The organism is Devosia ginsengisoli (assembly GCF_007859655.1).
Taxonomy (GTDB): domain Bacteria; phylum Pseudomonadota; class Alphaproteobacteria; order Rhizobiales; family Devosiaceae; genus Devosia; species Devosia ginsengisoli.
Genome location: NZ_CP042304.1, coordinates 3,119,892 through 3,138,574 on the forward strand (window position 1 = coordinate 3,119,892; position 18,683 = coordinate 3,138,574).

At 63.1% G+C, this 18,683-nt stretch carries 18 protein-coding genes and 1 pseudogene; 14 read left to right on the forward strand and 5 right to left on the reverse strand.

Going from position 1 to position 18,683, the window contains the following annotated elements; all coding sequences use genetic code 11:
- Positions 1-9: 9 nt before the first annotated feature.
- Positions 10-1,104 (reverse strand): ABC transporter substrate-binding protein, encoded by a 1,095-nt coding sequence (locus FPZ08_RS15155; protein WP_146290782.1) that lies wholly within the window; start codon positions 1,102-1,104, stop codon positions 10-12.
- Between the two features lie 274 nt (positions 1,105-1,378).
- On the opposite strand from FPZ08_RS15155, the gene FPZ08_RS15160 reads away from it, so the two are divergent.
- From FPZ08_RS15160 to FPZ08_RS15185, 6 genes are all read left to right on the forward strand, one after another.
- Entirely contained in the window at positions 1,379-2,908 is a 1,530-nt protein-coding gene (locus FPZ08_RS15160) for a class I adenylate-forming enzyme family protein (RefSeq protein WP_146290783.1), read from the forward strand.
- A complete protein-coding gene (locus FPZ08_RS15165; protein ID WP_146290784.1) occupies positions 2,909-4,567 on the forward strand; it encodes an alpha/beta fold hydrolase in 1,659 nt (552 codons plus the stop codon).
- A gap of 165 nt (positions 4,568-4,732) precedes the next feature.
- Complete coding sequence (locus FPZ08_RS15170) at positions 4,733-5,416, forward strand: isochorismatase family protein (protein ID WP_246132677.1); 684 nt, start codon at positions 4,733-4,735, stop codon at positions 5,414-5,416.
- A gap of 26 nt (positions 5,417-5,442) precedes the next feature.
- Positions 5,443-6,345 carry a polysaccharide deacetylase family protein gene (locus FPZ08_RS15175; protein ID WP_146290785.1) on the forward strand — a complete coding sequence of 301 codons (903 nt, stop codon included), beginning with the start codon at positions 5,443-5,445 and terminating at the stop codon, positions 6,343-6,345.
- A 24-nt stretch (positions 6,346-6,369) separates the two neighbouring features.
- On the forward strand, positions 6,370-7,227 hold the full coding sequence (locus FPZ08_RS15180; RefSeq protein WP_146290786.1) for an amidohydrolase family protein: 858 nt from the start codon (positions 6,370-6,372) through the stop codon (positions 7,225-7,227).
- A 4-nt stretch (positions 7,228-7,231) separates the two neighbouring features.
- The gene (locus tag FPZ08_RS15185; protein WP_146290787.1) at positions 7,232-8,752 is read left to right on the forward strand and encodes an FAD-binding oxidoreductase; all 1,521 of its coding nucleotides are present in this window, start codon (positions 7,232-7,234) and stop codon (positions 8,750-8,752) included.
- 12 nt (positions 8,753-8,764) lie between these two features.
- Here the strand turns inward: FPZ08_RS15185 and FPZ08_RS15190 are convergent, their stop codons facing one another.
- Positions 8,765-9,079 carry an NIPSNAP family protein gene (locus FPZ08_RS15190; RefSeq protein ID WP_146293214.1) on the reverse strand — a complete coding sequence of 105 codons (315 nt, stop codon included), beginning with the start codon at positions 9,077-9,079 and terminating at the stop codon, positions 8,765-8,767.
- A gap of 206 nt (positions 9,080-9,285) precedes the next feature.
- On the reverse strand, positions 9,286-10,179 hold the full coding sequence (locus FPZ08_RS15195) for a LysR family transcriptional regulator (RefSeq protein WP_146290788.1): 894 nt from the start codon (positions 10,177-10,179) through the stop codon (positions 9,286-9,288).
- Positions 10,180-10,290: 111 nt separating this feature from the next.
- Between FPZ08_RS15195 and FPZ08_RS15200 the strand changes: the two genes are divergently transcribed.
- The 4 genes and pseudogenes from FPZ08_RS15200 to FPZ08_RS15215 all read left to right on the forward strand — a co-directional run bounded on the left by FPZ08_RS15200 (position 10,291) and on the right by FPZ08_RS15215 (position 12,989).
- A complete protein-coding gene (locus FPZ08_RS15200) occupies positions 10,291-10,686 on the forward strand; it encodes a (R)-mandelonitrile lyase (RefSeq protein ID WP_146290789.1) in 396 nt (131 codons plus the stop codon).
- A gap of 22 nt (positions 10,687-10,708) precedes the next feature.
- Positions 10,709-11,724, forward strand: a pseudogene (locus tag FPZ08_RS15205) (zinc-dependent alcohol dehydrogenase family protein).
- Positions 11,725-11,768: 44 nt separating this feature from the next.
- A complete protein-coding gene (locus FPZ08_RS15210) occupies positions 11,769-11,996 on the forward strand; it encodes a tautomerase family protein (protein WP_146290790.1) in 228 nt (75 codons plus the stop codon).
- A gap of 9 nt (positions 11,997-12,005) precedes the next feature.
- The gene (locus FPZ08_RS15215) at positions 12,006-12,989 is read left to right on the forward strand and encodes an aldo/keto reductase (RefSeq protein ID WP_146290791.1); all 984 of its coding nucleotides are present in this window, start codon (positions 12,006-12,008) and stop codon (positions 12,987-12,989) included.
- 46 nt (positions 12,990-13,035) lie between these two features.
- Here the strand turns inward: FPZ08_RS15215 and FPZ08_RS15220 are convergent, their stop codons facing one another.
- Positions 13,036-14,028, reverse strand: coding sequence for a 2-hydroxyacid dehydrogenase (locus FPZ08_RS15220; RefSeq protein ID WP_146290792.1), 993 nt, complete (start codon positions 14,026-14,028; stop codon positions 13,036-13,038).
- A 215-nt stretch (positions 14,029-14,243) separates the two neighbouring features.
- Between FPZ08_RS15220 and FPZ08_RS15225 the strand changes: the two genes are divergently transcribed.
- Genes FPZ08_RS15225 through FPZ08_RS15240 form a run of 4 tightly spaced genes read left to right on the forward strand, consistent with a single transcriptional unit; the run spans position 14,244 to position 17,668 of the window.
- Positions 14,244-14,612, forward strand: a complete 369-nt coding sequence (locus FPZ08_RS15225) for a Rieske (2Fe-2S) protein (RefSeq protein ID WP_146290793.1) — start codon at positions 14,244-14,246, stop codon at positions 14,610-14,612.
- Positions 14,596-14,910, forward strand: a complete 315-nt coding sequence (locus tag FPZ08_RS15230) for a hypothetical protein (RefSeq protein ID WP_146290794.1) — start codon at positions 14,596-14,598, stop codon at positions 14,908-14,910. Before FPZ08_RS15225 ends, FPZ08_RS15230 begins: the two co-directional genes overlap by 17 nt.
- Before the next feature lie 31 nt (positions 14,911-14,941).
- Complete coding sequence (locus tag FPZ08_RS15235) at positions 14,942-16,171, forward strand: amidohydrolase family protein (protein WP_146290795.1); 1,230 nt, start codon at positions 14,942-14,944, stop codon at positions 16,169-16,171.
- A gap of 27 nt (positions 16,172-16,198) precedes the next feature.
- Positions 16,199-17,668, forward strand: coding sequence for an aldehyde dehydrogenase (locus FPZ08_RS15240; protein ID WP_146290796.1), 1,470 nt, complete (start codon positions 16,199-16,201; stop codon positions 17,666-17,668).
- Here FPZ08_RS15240 and FPZ08_RS15245 read toward each other — a convergent pair.
- On the reverse strand, positions 17,665-18,633 hold the full coding sequence (locus FPZ08_RS15245) for a LysR family transcriptional regulator (RefSeq protein WP_146290797.1): 969 nt from the start codon (positions 18,631-18,633) through the stop codon (positions 17,665-17,667). The two genes, FPZ08_RS15240 and FPZ08_RS15245, sit on opposite strands and share 4 nt — an antisense overlap.
- Positions 18,634-18,683 lie beyond the last annotated feature (50 nt).

The following is an 18,683-nucleotide window of genomic DNA, read 5'->3' on the forward strand; positions in this document are numbered from 1 at the left end:
TTCGTTGGATCAGGGCGCCCAGGCGCGCGCTTCAGCCAGAGCCGCGCTGGCATCGAAATCGTTGAAGGCATCAACGAAGTCGTTGGTATAGCGCGTATCGATATCCGAGATGGCCTTGGGAATGATCGCCGTTTCGGTAGCGAATTCATTCCAGATCTGCACGTTTGCCGGATTGGTGGAGCCCCAGCCGTGCTCGGCCTGGTAGTCGTCGGTCATCAGGGCAAGCCGCTTCTCCAGCACTTTGATGCTGCCGGCCATCTGCTCATCTTCCGACCGGCCGATCTCGCGGGTATCGGGATAACGCTTCCACATCATCTGGATGCACGCTTCCGGATTGTCGATGGCGACCGCCGTGCCCTTGGCCAGCGCCCGGCCGAAGCCGGCGATGAAATCGGGGTCCGACTGCACGGTCTCGCCATTGACCACGACCTGCGTGGAGAACAGCGCTTCCTGCCCTGGGCCGAGGAAGTACTTGAACGCCATGCCCATGTTTTCCAGCGGGGCAAAATTGGTGTCGGACGTCGCCAGGCCATCGACATGGCCGGCCTGCAACGCCTGGAAGGCCTGCGCACCAACGCCGACGGCGAGATACTGGACGCTTCCGGGGTCAACCCCGACCCGCGGCAGCAGGGCATTGGTCAGTGTGATATTGCTCGAGCCGAGCGACTGCACGCCCAGCCGCTTGCCCGCCAGGTCTTCCATGCCATTGATGTCGCTGTCGGCGGGAACACCGATGGCACCCGTCGGCAGGCGTACCAGATTGTAGACGATGCGGAAATCGTAACCCTGGTCGATCGACGTCCAGATAGGCTCGGGCGTGATACCGCCGATCTCAATGCTACCGGCGGCGAGCATCTGGGCTACCTGGCCGGCGCCCGACATGGTCTGCACGCGCACATCCAGGCCCTCTTCGGCAAAGAAGCCCAGTTCGGAGCTGACGGCAAACATGCAGAAGGCAGGGGTCATGGCCACGTTGGGCAGGCCGAAAACCACCTCGCGCAGGTTATCCTGGGCCAGCGCGGGGGTCATCGCGGTGCTGCTCAGAATGGCGGCCAGCGCCAAGCCTGCTGCCAATGGCCCGGTGTTCTTGGGGCTCTTCATCATGAAACTCTCCTCAATCTGCTAGCCGCAACCTCCACGACCAAGCTTGCCGAGACAAACTTATGCCCGGACCGGGCGCAAGAAATATGCGGTGAACCTTGGTATCATGAAGGCTTATGCCCTCGTCGCCAGCGCCTTTTGGGCAGCGAAACCAGCTATTTCCGGCGGCATATCACCAGCGGTGATGGGGCATATCAGCGACAATTCCTTGACGCCCCGGGCGGCGCTTCTACCTTTCCGGCAACAGCTTTCATAGCGTGCGTTTTGTGGAGTCACGATGTCAATACGGCCAGGCGCTTCTCTCTCGGTGACCATCCCGGATGGCATTCGCGCGGCTGCGCAGCGCACCCCGACGAAAACTGCCCTGGTCGAAGGCGATCGTGCCCTGACTTATGCCCAGTTGATCGAACGTATTGACCGCGTGAGCAACCTGGCGGTTTATCTGGGCCTTGAGCACGGCGATCGCGCCATGGTCCTGCTACCCAACCGGCTGGAATATGTCGAACTGGTGCTGGGCCTGGCCTCGGCGGGGGTGAGCGCGGTTACGGTCGGCCCGGCCTCCAGCGCCGCCGACATTGCCTTCATCCTCGATGATTGCGGCGCCCGAGTCCTGTTCGTCGCGCCCGAACTGGTCGGTCGGGTCGAGGAAAGCGGTGGGGGCGGGATCGAGAAAATGATCATTGTCGGCCCCGACTATGAGGCATTGCTGGCGGAGTCTTCCGCGCAGATGTGCTCGGTACCAACCGATGCCGAAGACATCTTCATGATCACTTATACATCCGGCTCGACCGGCGCCCCCAAGGGGGTGATGCTGTCGCACCGCGCCCGGGTCAACAGCTTCCATGCAATGAGCTCGGCCCATGGCTGCTACTCGCCGGACGACCGCTCGCTGGCCACCACGCCGCTGTTTCATGGCGCCGGCTTCATGATGGCCGTAGCGCCGCTATTCTTCGGTGGTTTCTGCGAAATCCTGCCGCGCTTCGATATCCAGCACCTGATGGGCTCGATCGAGCGAGTACGCGCCAATTGCATCTACATGGTACCAAGCCATTTCAGCGCCCTGTTCTCCACCGACAGCGGGCGCCGTTACGACACATCCAGCCTCAAGGCGCTGATCTCCGGCACTGCGCCACTGGCGCAGGCCATGAAGGAGCGGATCGTCGACTATTTCGGCCCCTCGCGGCTGTTCGAGCGCTATGGCTCGACCGAAGCCTCGATCGTTTCGACGCTGCGCCCCGAAGATCAGCTGCGCAAACTCAAATGCGTCGGCCAGGCATTTCCCATGACCCAGATTCGGGTATTGGACAGCGAGGGCAACGACGTTCCGACCGGCACCCCGGGCGAACTGTATAGTTCCTCCCCCCTCATGTTCTCAGGCTATTGGAACCGCCCCGGCCTGGCAGAGCAATCGCGCCGCGGCGACTGGATCACAGCTGGTGACATCGCCATGCTAGATGAGGAGGGCTATCTCTACCTCGTCGACCGCAAGAGCGACATGATCATTTCCGGCGGCGAAAATATCTATCCCCGCGAGGTGGAAGAGACGCTGCTGGCACATCCAGCCGTTGCCGAGTGCGGCGTGGTGGGCCTGCCACACGACTATTGGGGCGAGGCCGTCACCGCCTATGTTGTGCTGCGCGAAAACGCCAATGCCAGCCCCGACGACCTGCTGCGCCATGCCGCCCTGACCCTGGCCCGCTTCAAGCTGCCCAAGGCCATTCACATCGTGGGAGATTTGCCGCGAAACAGCATGGGCAAGGTGCTGCGCCGCACCCTGCGGCAAGGCAACTGGCCGGCGGTTCGCTAGATGCGCCCGATTACCCGGCATTTTGCCCACACCCAGGACGGGCGTCGCATCCACTACCGCCAGGCCGGCAGCGGTCCGCCGCTGGTGCTGCTGCATGCGTCGCCCGCCTCCTCGCGCGTCCAGATTCCCCTGCTTGGCGCATGGGGCGGCCATTTCAACGTTATCGCCCTCGATACGCCCGGCTTCGGCCTGTCCGACCCGCTGCCCATGGCCAATGTCGAAATCGGCGCCCTCGCCGATGCCCTCGCCGATACGCTCGACGCGCTCGGTCTCGACCGGGTGATGCTCTATGGCCGCCATACCGGCGGCTCGATCGCCGTAGAATTTGCCAAACGCTTCCCGGCACGGGCCGAATTCGTTTTGACCGACGGCTATACGATCGTGCCGAACCTGCCCAGCGCCGACTATCTGCGTGCCTACCTGCCTCCCATAGAACCCCAATGGGATGGCGGCCATCTTACCTGGCTGTGGCACCGCTTCCGCGAACAATTCGTGTTCTGGCCCTGGAACGACCCGGTCAACGGCCTGCGGGCCGATACCGATCTGCCCGGCCCGGACGAGTTGCAGCGCGGCGTCGTCGAACTACTCGAGGCCGGCAGCGCCTATGCCAACGTATATGCCGCAGCGCTGCGCTACCGCTGGCATGCGCCGCTGGCAGGCCTGTCGACACCGGTCTGTTTCGGTGTCCGGCCCGGCGACAGCCAATACCGCCACGCCGATTACCTGCGTTCGGCGGGCCAGGCGGTCGAGATCATTCCGCGAGAGTCCGAACAAGCCGCGGCGCGCGAGCTGGAAATTCTGCTCACCCACGGAACGACACTCCCCCCGGCCACGACTGCACCCCAGCCTCCGACCGCCCCGATACGCTATGTCGAGGTGCTGGGGCAGCAGATCCTCCTGCGCCAGGCCGGCAATGGCGATGGCCTGCCGCTCCTGCTGCTGCCGGCCATCCCAGGGGCCTCGTCGCAGTTGCAGCACCTGATCGACAGTCTTTCACTGGATCGCCAGGTGCTGGCGATGGACCTGCCGGGCAATGGCTATTCCGACGGGGCCAGCCCGCTATCGGTGGAGATGTGGGCCAGGACGGTGCTGGCGCTGCTCGATCAGCTCAACATTCCGCGCATCGCGCTTTATGGTCACAATGGCGGCGCCGCTGTCGCAGCGCACCTGGCCACAACAGCGCCAGACCGGGTCGCCTGCGTGATGCTTGACGGGCCGCCCTGCCTCACGGCAACCGAGCGCAACAACCAGTTGGCGGCTTTCGATTTCACTTTGGCGCCGCGATGGGAGGGCGGGCATCTGCTGGAGCTGTGGCACTTGCTGCGCGACCAACGGCTCTGGTGGCCATGGCACAGCAAGACCCACCAGGCGATCAGGGCCAAGCCCCGCGCCATCGATCCGATCCTGCTGCATGCGGAGGTCCGCGCACTGGTCAACAACCTGCAACATCTGGTGCCAAGTTGGCGCGCTGTGCTTGACTACGACTTCGTCGGCGCGGTGAATTCGGTCGCCCAGCCCATGATGATCGGCTGTGCCCCGGACGATGTTTTCTTTCCCGCCGCCACCACGGCCACGCAACTTTGGCCGGACGCCCTATGGGGCGATTTTTCCGGGAAAGAAAAGCACGCTTCGATCAATGCATTCCTGCGGGGCTACTGACCCTTTCGAGGCAAGGCTCAAGCCGATCACCCTGCCGCCGCTGGCACTATCATCTACACTTATAGGTAGCGTCAGCCACAATTTCTTGTCTCCCGCGGACGGGGAACACACACTGGGACAGCACGCGAATTCTGCCTGTGTTTGACCGGTTTCAAGGAGATCACCGTGGGCCAGCCCTGGAGTCACATCGTTCCCGAGAGCGATATCGCGGTTTATGATGCTGCTGGATGGGGCCACAGCACCGGCATTGGCAGCAGGCCCGCATTGCTGGTCATCGACGTGCAGTTCCGCACCACCGGAACGCGGCCCATGCCCATCCTTGAAGCGCTTGAGGAATACCCCACCTCCTGCGGCGACGGTGCCTGGAACGCCGTCGGCCATATCCGCTCGATCATGGACCTGTTCCGGGCTCGCAGCTGGCCTGTGCTCTATCCGCATGTTGCGCCCAAGACGGCAATCGACGGCGGTCGCTTCGAGGCCAAACTGCCCGGAATCACGACAATTCCGGCCAAGGGCTATGAATTCCCCGACATCGTGGCTCCGCTGCCCGGCGACATCCTCCTGCCCAAGCGGCACCCCAGCGCCTTTTTCGGCACGGCGCTGGCCAGCTACCTGATCGACCTGGGTGTGGATACGCTCGTCGTCACCGGCTGCACTACGTCGGGTTGCATCCGCGCCAGCGTGGTGGACGCATTCTCGTATAATTTCCGGGTGCAGGTGCCGCATGACGCCGTGTATGACCGCGGCGCGGCGACCCATGCGGTGAACCTGTTCGACATGGCCCAGAAATATGCCGACGTGCGCTCCAGCGCCGAGATCATCTCCCTGCTCAATACGGTTCCGGCCTGACCGGACTTCTCCCTGAGGCTGACAGCATGACCAAGTTCGACCCCAAATTCGATCGCTACCCCTATTCGCCCATTCCCCAGCGCCCGGTCTATGACTGGCCCGATGGTAAACGCCTGGCGGTCTATTTCGCGCTGAATATCGAGGCCTTCGAATTCGGCCGCAATCCGGGCAACGACTTCACCTCGATGCCCTCGGCACCCTTCCATCGCGGCTACGCCTATCGTGACTACGGCAACCGGGTGGGCTTATGGCGTATTCAGCGCCTGTTCGCCGAATTCGACATTCCGTTATCCATCATCGTCAATGCCTCGGTCTATGACGCCTGCCCGGAAGTGCTGGAGCCCTTCCGGGCCCGCGGTGACGAGATCATCGGCCACGGGCGCACCAATTCGGAACGCCAGATCGACATGACGGGCGACGAGGAAGCCGAGATGCTGCGCCAGGTCGTAGCCCGCATCACCGCCGAGGAAGGTAAGGCCCCGCGCGGCTGGCTTGGCCCCTTCATCTCGCAGAGCGCACAGACGCCCGAACTACTCAAGCGCAATGGCTTCGACTACATGCTGGACTGGTTCTATGACGACCAGCCCACATGGTTCCGTACCGATGAAGGCCCGATCCTGGCGGTGCCCTACCCCTCGATGGAACTGAATGACCTGCCGGCCTATGTGAACCGCAAGGCCAGCGACGGCGATTTCACCACCATGCTGATGGACTGCTTCGACGAGCAGCTCGATGAATCGGCGCTCTATCCGCAGGTCTATGCCGCATCGCTGCATACATTCCTGACGGGCCAGCCGCATCGCATCCGCCAGTTGCGCCGGGTGCTCGCCCATATTGCGGCGCAGCGCGACAGGATCTGGCTCACGACGCCGGGCCAGATCGCCAGCCATGTCGCCGCCCTGCCCGACGGCATCGTCGCACTTCCCTGACCGCCTGATTGAGGACCGCCCTTCATGACCACCAAAGCTATCGACATCGTCGTCAACGTCTTCACGCCTGAGGAATTCGAGGCCGGCCAGATCGCCACCGATGACGGCTTCCGCGCCAAAACCCGGCAGGACCCCGACTATATCCGCGGCATGCCGATGGAAGCCTATATCGAGAAAATGGACCGGGCCGGGATCGAACGCTCCCTGCTGGTAGCCGTGCGCAGCGGCGACATGCGCATCAAGGGTTCGGTGGAGATCCCCTACAAGCGCGTATTCGACCTCTGCCAGCAATATCCCGACCGCTTCTCGGGCCTCGCCGGCATCGACCCCACGAGGGGCATGCAGGGGCTCCGCGACCTCGAAGTCGCGGTCAAGGAATATGGCTTTGTTGGCGCCCATTTCTATCCGCACTGGTTTTCCATGCGGGTGGATGCAGCCCAGATCTATCCCTATTACGCCAAGTGCTGCGAACTCGACATTCCGATCATGATGCAAGTGGGCAACTGCCTGATCTACCAGCGTGACCGGCGCCTGCCGACCATTGCCCGCCCGATCCATCTCGACCAAGTGGCCATCGACTTCCCCGAGCTGAAGCTCATTGGCATCCATATTGGCTACCCCTGGACCGACGAGATGATCGCCATGGCCTGGAAGCACCCCAATGTCTACCTCGCAGGCGATGCCTATGCGCCCAAGCACTGGCCGCAGCAGCTGGTGCATTTTGCTAATACCTACGGGCAGGACAAATTCCTGTTCGGTACTGACTGGCCGGTCATTGATCCAGAGCGCGCCATGCGCGAAGTGGGCGACCTGAATTTCCGCGAGGAACCCCTGCGCAAGATTCTGCGCGACAACGCCCTCAACGTGTTCAAGCTGCCCTGATCCCATGCCGCACGCCGCCGCCATCGCCGCCATTGTCGGGCGCGACCACGTCCTGTCCGAGGATACAGCGCGTGCCTACTATGCCAGCGACCTGGTGTTGTGGGAGTATGCCTGCCCGCCGGCCCTGGTGGCCCTACCGGGCACAACTGGCGAAGTGGCCGCGATTGCGCGTTACGCCCAGGAGCAAGGATTGGTCCTGGTGCCGCGCGGGGCCGGTCTGTCCTATACCGGGGGCGTCGTGTCCGGCGATGGTGACGCCATTGTGCTGGATCTGTCACGTCTAGACGGCGTCACGATCGACGCCATCAACATGACGGTGAAGGTCGGCGCCGGCCTGTCCTGGGCCTCCCTTTCCAAGGCCTTGGCCGGCACGGGATTGCGCCCGCAGCAACTGGGGCCGATTTCAGGGGAATATTCAACGATTGGCGGGGCCGTGTCGCAAAACGTGCCCGGCCATCTCGAAGGCGTGCTGGGGCTCGAATTGGTTCTGGCCGATGGTACGATAGCCACCACCGGCGCCGGCAGCGTCGCCGGGCAGACACCGTTCTATCGGTATTTCGGCCCCGACCTGACGGGGATGTTTTGTGGCGATGGCGGCGTGCTTGGTATCAAGACTGCGGTCACCCTGAGGTTGGTCCCCGAGCGTCCGGCCCACTTCGCCTCCTTTTCTTTTGCCAGCCCGCTCGATCTGGTCGACGCCATGGCCCGCATTGGCGCCACCAATCTGGGCGTGCGCATGTTCGGCATGGATCCGCAGAAAAATAGGGACGCCGCCAAGGTCGATGCCCGCACCGGCGCCGAAACCGTCTGGAACGTCGTTCGGCAAAGCCGCAATCCCCTGGCCCTGATGCGTGACCTGCTGCAACTGGCCCGGGCGCCACAAAGTCTTGCCGACAGCGGCTGGACGCTGCACCTGACCATGGAAGCGCCCACCGATGCCGCTGCCCGTTCGATCCTGCTCGCCGCCCGGGCGCTGATTCCGGCCGCCGGGCGCGAGATCGACAACGTTCTTCCCAAGGCCCTGCATGCCAAGCCCTATTCGGTGCGCGGCTTTGTAGGCCGCGAGGGCGAGCGCTGGGTGCCAATCCACGGCATGGTGCCATTGAGTGTGGCGCATGCCACCATGGCGGCGTTGGACCAGTATTTCGCGGCGCATGCCAAGCCGCTCGCCGCTAACGACATTACCATCGGATACTTTTTTTCCAGCGTAGGCGCCTATGTCAGCATGGAGCCGATGTTCTACTGGCGCGACGCGCTATCACCGCTGCATCATCGCTACCTCTCCGAGCGCAACCGAGTACGTTTCGCCGATCGGTCGAACAATGTCGCCGCACGGGCCAAGGTGGCAGCGATGCGTGAGGACGTACGTGCCATCTTCCGCGCTCATGGCGCGCTACATGCTCAATTGGCCCGATTCTACCCCTATCTCGACCTGCTTGAGCCGGGCACGGCAATACTCGCCAGGCGCCTCAAGCAGGCACTCGATCCAAACAGAATCCTCAATCGGGGCGCATTGGACCTCTAGGGCTACAACGCCCTAGCGGATAGGAGAAATCGAGGTCGGACGGAGCAGGCGCGTCGTCTGGATATCGACGAGGTCAACGGTCGCCGAAAGATACGCCTGCCAGCGTGGATCCTTGGCCATGGCGTCACGTCGCGCCAGGCGATCGTCCAACGACGCGTAGCCCCACAGTGTAACAATGTGGTTCAACTCGCCAATCTCGGAAACGAAGTGTCCAAGTATTTTGCCGAGATGCTCCTCCTGAACCGGCAGGCCGTCACGTTCGTAGTGGCTCAGGAATTCGGTGAGCTTGCCGACCTTGATCCTGTAGTCGCGCTCTTCAACAATCATGGTTGTCACCACCGTGCCCCTTACGTCACAAACCCATGAACCTATTCCGTCAAATCACTCTGGTTGCAAGCATGTTGAGGCAAGCTGACGGGACCGTGGCTACAACTGGACGGCGACTCCACCGATAGCAGCAGCGTCATGGAACGCGTTCACAAGGTCTGATACGGCACATAATTACGTGCACTGCCACCACGCAGGCGACAGCGTCAGGCCTTGTAGCGCAGTGCGTTGACCAGGGCGGCAAAGGCTGGGGAGGGGTGGCGGCGGTTTGGGTAGTAGAGGTGATAGCCCTGCCAGGTGATGGACCAGTCGGATAGCACTTCGATGAGATCGCCGCGCTCGATATGAGGGCGGGCCATGTATTCGGGGACATAGGCAAGCCCGTGGCCGTCCAGGGCGGCGCCCAGCACCGGCAGGATGCTGTTGAAGATCAGCTGGCCATCGACGCGGACATTGAGATCGCGCCCGTCCTTGCGGAATTCCCAGGCATAGAGCCCGCCGGCCGTGGTCAGCCGCAGGTTGACGCATTGATGGTTGGTGAGATCCTGCGGCGTCAGCGGCGGGTCGCGCCGCTCGAAATATTGGGGCGCTGCCACCACGGTGAAGCGCCAGTCCGGCCCGATCCGCACCGCGATCATGTCCTTGGACAGCGCCTCGCCCAGGCGGACTCCGGCGTCCAGCCCCTGCGCGACGATGTCGACGAAGCCGTTGCTGATGGCCAGCTCGACCGTGATGTCGGGATAGTCCCGCAGGAAGGTCCGCAGCATCGGCCGGAACACTGCCTCGACCAGTGAATCACCGCATGAAATGCGAATGGTACCCGCCGGCCGGTCGCGTAGGTCGCTCAGGGCAGCAATTTCCGCCTCGATCTGCTCAAAATGCGGGCCGATGGACCTTGCCAGCCGCTCCCCGGCCTCCGTCGTCGAAACGCTGCGCGTCGTGCGGGACAGCAGGCGCAGCCCGAGCCGCTCTTCCAGACCTTTCATCGCATGGCTGAGGGCTGATGGTGTCACGCCCAGCCTGGCCGCCGCACGGGTGAAGCTGCGTTCGCGGGCCACCGCCAGGAAAGCCTGCATATCGTCGAAGGGGCTTCGCGCCATTATTGAGCTCTGCTCACAACCGCATCCAGATTATTCACCCTAATCGCCGGGACGGCACTTGGCTACAGTGCCGGGCAGTGTCCGAGAGGACTTCGAGCAGAGGAACGATCCATGGAAATCTTTCGCGCAGGCAGCCGCCCCTCCGGCAAGGGGCCGACCGACTGGTTCACCGGCACGGTCCGCATCGATCCGCTGTTCAATCCCAGTGCGCCCGACCGCGTGCAGGGTGCCTCGGTCACATTCGAAGCCGGCGCTCGCACGGCCTGGCACACCCATCCCCTCGGCCAGACCCTGATCGTCACTGCCGGCTTCGGTCGTGCGCAACGCTGGGGTGGCCCGGTCGAGGATATTCGTCCCGGCGATGTCATCTGGTTCGCGCCGGGCGAAAAGCACTGGCATGGCGCATCGCCGCAAACCGCGATGACCCACATCGCCCTGCAGGAAGTCCAGGACGGCAAGGTCGTCGACTGGATGGAACAGGTCAGCGACGCGCAGTTCGGCGCCTGATCAACACAACGAGGAAGCCAGCATGCTTGCGACAGTTCTCCACGGCCCCGGCGACATCCGTTTCGAGGATGTCGCGGAACCCAAAATCCTCAAGCCCACCGACGCCATCATCAAGCTGGCGGCCACCTGCATCTGCGGGTCCGACCTCTGGCCCTATCGGGGCCTGCAGGCGCAAGGGGCCCCCCAGCATATGGGGCACGAATATTGCGGCACTGTCGTCGAGGTCGGCAGCGACGTAAAGACCATCAAGCCCGGACAATTCGTCGTCGGCTCCTTTGCGACCTCCGACAATAGCTGTCCGCATTGCCGGCATGGTTTCCAGTCCTCCTGCGAGCAGCGCGAATTCATGACCGGCGCTCAGGCGCCATACGCCCGCGTTCCCCTGGCGGACGGCACCCTCGTCGCGCTGGACGCCGCGCCGGACGACGACCTGCTGCCCAGCCTGCTGGCGGCCTCCGACGTGCTAGCACCGGCTGGTACGCAGCCGATGCCGCGCGGGTGCAGCCTGGCTCGACGGTAGCGGTGGTCGGCGACGGGGCCGTGGACCTGATGGGTATCCTTGCTGCCAGGCAGATGGGTGCGGAACGCATCATCGCCATGAGCAGGCACAAGGCCCGGCAGGAGCTTGCACTGGAATATGGCGCGACCGATATCGTGACCGAACGCGGCGACGCCGGCGTCGCCCGCATCAAAGCCATGACCGCCAATGTGGGCGCCGATGCCGTGCTCGAATGCGTCGGCACCAATGAATCGATGCATCAGGCCATCAACGCAGCCCGGCCCGGCGGATCCATCGGCTTTGTCGGCGTGCCGCACGGCGTGGAGCTCAAGGGCGAGTTTCTGTTCTACTCACAGAAGAACCTGCTGGGCGGTCCGGCACCCGTTCGGCGGTTCCTGCCCCATCTCATCGATCTGGTGCTGACCCGCACGATCAATCCGGGCAAGGTATTCGACCAGACCCTGCCCATCGCCGACGTCGCCGAAGGCTACAGGGCCATGGACGAACGCCGGGCCATCAAGACATTGCTGCTGGTCTGATCGGCCGCACTGCACCGCACCATCGCACGGAGGAATGCTCCCCAATGCCCCATGTGATCGTCAAGCTCTATCCCGGCAAGAGCGAACAGCAAAAAACGGAACTGGCCGAGGCCATCACGGCCGATGTCACGCGCATTCTCGGCCATGGCGCCAATGCCGTCTCGGTCGGCCTCGAGGAAGTCTCGCCGGCCGACTGGCCGGAGCAGGTCTACCGGCGCGACATCGTCGCCAAGCCGGACAGTATCTACAAGCAACCCGGATACAGGATGTAGGAGGTCATCATGCAGAAACGCACACTAGGCCAGGGCTTTACCGTCTCGGCGCTGTCGCTGGGCGCCATGGGCTATGGCAAGGCCCGCGACATTCCCGACCGCCCCGAAATGATCGCCCTGCTGCGCAAGGCCGTCGATCTCGGCATGGATTTCTTCGACACCGCCGAGACCTACGGTCCCTGGACCAATGAGATCATGGTGGGCGAGGCCTTCACCGGCCTGCGCGACAAGGTCAAGATCGCCACCAAGTTCGGCTGGGACATCGACCAGGACACCGGCGAGCATCGCGGCGGCGTCAACAGCAGGCCGGCCCAGATCCGTCGTGCCGTCGAGGGCAGCCTCCGGCGGCTCAACACCGACTATATCGACCTCTACTACCAGCACCGCGTCGACCCTGATGTGCCGATGGAAGACGTGGCCGGCATGGTCAAGGACCTGATCGCCGAGGGCAAGGTGCTGCATTTCGGCATGTCGGAGGCCGGCGCCCCGTCCATCCGCCGCGCCCATGCCGTGCAGCCCGTCACCGCGCTGCAGAGCGAATATTCCCTCTGGACCCGCGAGCCCGAGGACGAGATCATTCCGACCATAGAGGAGCTGGGCATCGGCCTCGTGCCCTATAGTCCGCTGGGCAAGGGCTTCCTCACCGGGAAGATCGCCGTCGATACCGAACTGGACAAATCCGACATGCGCAACACCATCCCGCGCTTTGCCGCCGAGGCGCGCGAAGCCAACCAGCGCCTTGTCGATCTCCTCCGCACCATAGGCGTTTGCCACAAAGCCTCCCCGGCCCAGGTGGCACTGGCCTGGCTGCTGGCACAGAAACCATGGATCGTCCCGCTTTTCGGCACTCGCAAGCTGGAGCGCTTCGAGGAGAATATCGACGCACTTGGCGTCACCCTTACGCAGACCGACCTGGCCGAAATAGAAGCGGCGAATTTCCAGACCACCGGCGCGAGATACGCCGAAGCCATGCTGAAGCGATCGGGCCTTTAAGCGAAAGGAGGCGCGGGCCCATCCCACATACTTGAGATGCAACGCCTTAGGTATCTGCCCACCGGCGGAGCCAGGTCTCTGCTACCGTCCTGTTGCGCAAGGTTTTGGGCAAGGTGCCTGACATCAGGGCACCCACATTGGCAACTGCGAGATCGACCAGGGCGGCACGGCTTTGCTTGGTCTGGCCGATCATGTGTGGGGTCAGCAGGATGTTCGGCAGGCGCCGCAAGGGGCTGTCCATGGGCAGGGGCTCGGTCTCGAAGACATCGAGGGCAGCGCCGCGGAGGTGACCGGACGACATGGCCTGGAACAGGGCGGTTTCGTCGATCAATCCGCCCCGCGCGGTATTGATCAGGATCGCGTCGGGCTTCATCAGCCGCAGCCTGGTGGCATCGATCAGGTGCCTCGTCTGCTCGGTGAGGAGCATATGCAGCGTCACGATATCGCTGGTTCGCAACAGGTCATCGAGCGGCAATAGCTCGATCCCGTCGGGCACGTCCCTGGCGAAGGGATCGTGCGCCTTGAGCGTAATATCCCAATTCGCCAGCAGTGCCGCGACGCGCCGGCCGATCTGGCCCAGTCCGACAATGCCCAGTGTCTTGCCCGCCAGCAGTTCTGCGACTGGTTCAGCAGGGCGGGCAGCGCCGCTCTCCATGGTGTGGCGCGCCTGCGGCAGGCCATAGCTTGCCGCCAGGATCATCATCACGGTTGCCTCGGCCATGCCCTGCGTGTGTTCGTCCGGCTGGCCATTGACCACGGCGATGCCGAGCCGGGTCGCGGCTTCCATATCGAAGCCGTCGGTGCCCACCCAGGGCGACACCACGGCGCGTAGCCGAGGTGCCGCGCGCATCACCTCCTCTGTGCAGCGGAAGTGGCCATAGGCCAGCAGCACATCGGCATCGGCAAGAGCTGAGGCGGGAATGGCGTCACCGGCTGTGTGCCGGATATGGACGGGCGCTATGCCGGCGCGCTGCAAAGCGGCCTCGATGCGCTCGAAAAATGCCGCTGTGCCACTTTCGCTCAGCATGACTACGCCCATGCGCCTACTCCGGGATTGGGGATACGCAACGCTGACCGAAAACCGCCCACAAGTCCAGTATGTTGCGCAACGTTCATTATACTGAACTAATAATGATTAGCCTGGCTTATCACATTGTTCGGATTATGCAGGTTGAGGCGCGGGGTCGATAGCGCCACAACGGGTCCAAGGAGCGCCTCAAGGCATCCTGTTCAATCAAGTGGAACAGCGCATCAATGACGGAAGTATTCGTTGCCAAGACAGGGGAAATGGCCAGTGGTGACCGGCGCATCGTCTCCCATGAAGGCGTAGAGGTCGGGGTCTTCTGCTGGGAAGACAACTATTACGCCTATTCCAATATCTGCCTGCATCAGGGCGGACCGGCTTGTGAAGGCCTGCTTATGCATCAGGTCGAGGACGTGTTGCGTCCAGACCGCAGCTTCAAGCAGCAGAAATTCTCCGAGACCGAGATCAACTTCGTCTGCCCCTGGCATGGCTACGAATATGATCTCAAGACCGGCCGGGTGGTCGCCGATCCGGCGCGGCGGCTCAAGTCATTCCCGATCATCATCCGCGAGGGGAACGTCCATGTCGACATCAATTGAAACCCTGTCCAAGCCGGTCAAGCCCGACAGCAAGCTCGCTTCCGCCATCGACCGCGTGACCGCGGCGCTTGGTGACGACGATGCCGGAATTTCGGCGGAAGCCCTCGCTCTCCTGCTGACCCAGGCCACGCGCTGCTACGTGCAGCGCCTGCAGCAGGGCGAATATTTCAGCCCCTTCCACCCCGATATCGAGATCACCGCCACCGAGGCGATGATCCTCAGTACCGAGGTTCTCAAGAGCGCCGACCTGCAACTGTTCGAACTGGGCATGTGGCAGTCGATGGGCAGCCCCACGTGATCATCGCGTCGGCAACACGGACAAACCACCCATGACCAAGACCAATTTCAACATCCCCCTCAGCGGCGATCGCAGCATGCCGATCGAGGGCTTCGATACCTCGCTCCACCTCAAGCATGCGGCCGACCAGGCCAAGGCGCGCGGCTTCGACCGCTTTCCGATCATCGATGTGGATTCACACCACTACGAGACCGAGTCGTTCAGCGAAATCCTCGAATATCTCGAGGATCCGGTGCTGCAGCAACTGGCCAAGACCGCCAGCGCCAGCCGCCACGGCGCCTTCGGCATGCTGCCGGGCAATATCGGCTACCAGGATATGGGTGGCCGCGTGGCGCGCTATCCCCTGCGCCAGCTGGAAAAGACCGGGCCGGAGGCGCATCGCGACATCACCATGGCCAAGCGCTGGATGGATGCGCTGTCGGTCGATATCGCCATTCTCTTTCCCACGCCCATGCTCAATCTGGGCCTGCATCCGCAGATCGAGATCGAGGTGGCGCTGTCGCGGGCCTATAATCGCTGGCTGACCGAGAAGATCCTGCCCAACGATCCGCGCTTGCGCTCCATGCTCTACCTGCCCTTCAACGACCCACAGGCCACTTACGAAATCGCCAAGGAGTTCGCCGGCAAGCCGGGCGTGCTGGGCTATATGGTGACAGCGACGCGCAATCGCGCCGTGCATAACGACGCCTATATGAAGACCTATGCCTTCCTCGAGGAGGCAGGTCTGCCGCTGGGGTTCCATGCCTCCTACAACTGGAACGACCAGACCATGGCGATGATGAACAAGTTCCTGTCCGTCCATGCGCTGGGCTTTGCCATTTCCAACATGGTCCACCTGACCAACTGGGTGATCAACGCGTTGCCGGTGCGGTTCCCCAAGCTCAAGGTGATCTGGATCGAAAGCGGGCTGGCCTGGATTCCATTCCTGATGCAGCGCCTCGACCACGAATACTACATGCGCAAGTCCGAGGTTCCCTCGCTGACCAAGCCGCCGAGCGATTACATGCGCGAGATGTTCTACACGTCCCAGCCCATGGAGCGGCCCAACGACATCCGCGAGCTGGAACAGACTTTCCGCATGATCAATGCGCCGACCCAGCTCATGTATTCGTCCGACTATCCGCATTGGGACTTCGACGTCCCCAGCGTGATCTACGACCTGCCGTTTCTCTCTGAGGAGGAGAAGCGGGCGATCCTTGGCGGCAATGCTGCCCGGGTCTTCAACATCGACATCAAGGAAAAGCTGGCCAAGAGCATCTAGCGGCGGCCGCATCCAGGGGAAGACAGCATGCAGACCTATGACATGTATATCGGCGGCGAATGGGTGCCGCCGGCTTCCGGGACCTATCTCGACAGTATCGATCCCTATACCGGCAAGGCCTGGGCCCGCATCGCCCGCGGCAACGCGAAGGATGCCGACCGGGCGGTCGAGGCGGCGCATAAGGCGTTCAGCGAAGGTCCCTGGTCAAAGCTGACGGCGAGCCAGCGTGGCGCGCTGCTGCGCAAGCTGGGCGACCTGCTCGCCGCCAATGCCCGCCGCCTCGCCGAAATCGAGGTGCGCGACAATGGCAAGCTGATGGCCGAGATGTTCGCGCAGGCCAGCTATATCCCGCAGTGGTACTATTATTTCGGCGGCCTGGCCGACAAGATCCAGGGCGCCGTCATCCCGATCGACAAGCCCGGCGTGCTCAATTACACGCGCCGCGAGCCGCTGGGCGTGGTCGTGGGCATCACGCCCTGGAACTCGCCCCTGTTGCTGGCGACCAACAAGATCGCCCCGGCTTTGGCCGCCGGCTGCACGCTGGTCATGAAGCCCTCCGAATATACCTCGGCCTCGCTGCTCGAATTCGCCAAGCTGGTGGAGGAGGCTGGGTTCCCGCCGGGTGTGTTCAATGTCGTCACCGGCCTGGGCGCCGAGATCGGCGAGCGCCTGACCACCCATCCGCGCGTGGCCAAGATCGCCTTTACCGGCGGTGAGCTGGGCGGCAAGGCGGTCTATCAATCGGCGGCGCGCAACCTCAAGAAAGTCTCGCTCGAGCTGGGCGGCAAGTCGCCCAATATCGTCTTCGACGACGCCAACCTCAACAATGCGGTCAATGGCGCCATTTCCGGCATCTTCGCCGCCAGCGGACAGACCTGCATTGCCGGTTCGCGCCTGCTGGTGCAGGAAACCATCTACGACGAATTCATGGAAAAGCTGCTGGCTTTGGCCCGCACCGCGCAGATGGGCGACCCAAGCCGCAGCGACACGCAGGTCGGGCCGGTCACCACCAAGGCGCAATACGACAAGATTCTCGGCTATATCGCCATCGCCAAGGCCGAAGGCGCCACCTGCGTGCTGGGTGGCAAGGCGGCCAATCGCGGTGGCTGGTTTGTCGAGCCGACCATCTTCACCGGCGTCACCAATGACATGCGCATCGCCCAGGAGGAAGTGTTCGGCCCGGTGCTATCAGTCATCAAGTTCAAGGATGAGGACGAGGCGGTGGCTATCGCCAATGACGTGCTCTATGGCCTAGCGGCCGGCGTCTGGACGCAGAGTATCGCCCGCGCGATCAACGTCTCCGACCGGTTGCAGGCCGGCGTCATCTGGGTCAACACCTATCGCTCGGTCAGCTATTCCTCGCCGGTCAACGGCCACAAGATGAGTGGTATCGGCGCCGAGAACGGCATCGAGGCGATCGATGAATATCTGCAGACCAAGAGCATCTGGATCAACACGGCCTCGGAAGTGCCGAACCCCTTCATCATGCGCATCTAGGACTGTGCCGCCCGGGGCTGGCGGGTGGTCGCGGCAGTCAGCCGCGCGCCCGGCAGCCCATCCTCACCCAGTTGCTGCAGGGTCTGCAGCAACACTTCGCGCAATGCCGTCGCCGCGGGTGACAGCGAGCGTTCGCGTGGCGTGATCAGCCCGATGGAGCGGTGGATGGTCGGCTCCACCATCGGGCAATGGTGGAACTTCCGCCCCACCGAAAGGGACGACAAGGCCAGCGTCGGCAGCACCGACACCAGCCCGCTCTCCGCCACGATATCGAGCACCGTGGAAATGCGCGTCACGGAATAGGTGGCACGTCCGCGCAGGTCTTCGAGTCCGCCGACATCGGCGACGAGGTAGGAGATGCCGCTCCATTGCACCATCTGCTGCATGCCGAGCCCCGTCAGCTCGCGCCAGCTCATCTGCTTGCGTGTCGCGAATTCATGATCGAGCGGGCAAACGAAATGCAACTCGTCCTCGATCAGCGGGCTGAAATCGAGCGCCAGATCCTGCTTGAACATGACCGAAACCGCGAAGTCGGCCTCGCCCTGCCGCACGCGATCGCCAATACCCACCGCATCGACTTCGAGCACCTGGATCTTGAGGCCCGGATGCTGGCGGCGGAAATTGTCGACCACGGCCGGCATGAGCCGGAGCAGGGTAGAGGACATGCAGGCCACGGTCACCGAGCCGGTATCCGGCTCGCCAGCATTGCGGATGAGGTCGACACCGACGGCCAGGTTGTCGAGGACGCGCACGGCATGGGGCAGGAAGGTCTGCCCGGCGCTGGTCAGGGCCACATGCCGTCTGTTGCGCTGCAGCAGCGGCACGTTGATGAGAAACTCGATCTGCTTGATCGACTGGCTCAGCGCCGATTGGGTAACGCCGAGCGATTGGGCGGCCCGCCGGAAGTTCTGGAACCGCGCCAGAGCCACGAACATCTGCAATTGCCGGATCGTCGGCAAGCTCACCACGGCCGCACCTCATCCGCGCCGAAATTCGCGGCGCCACGGCGTCATTG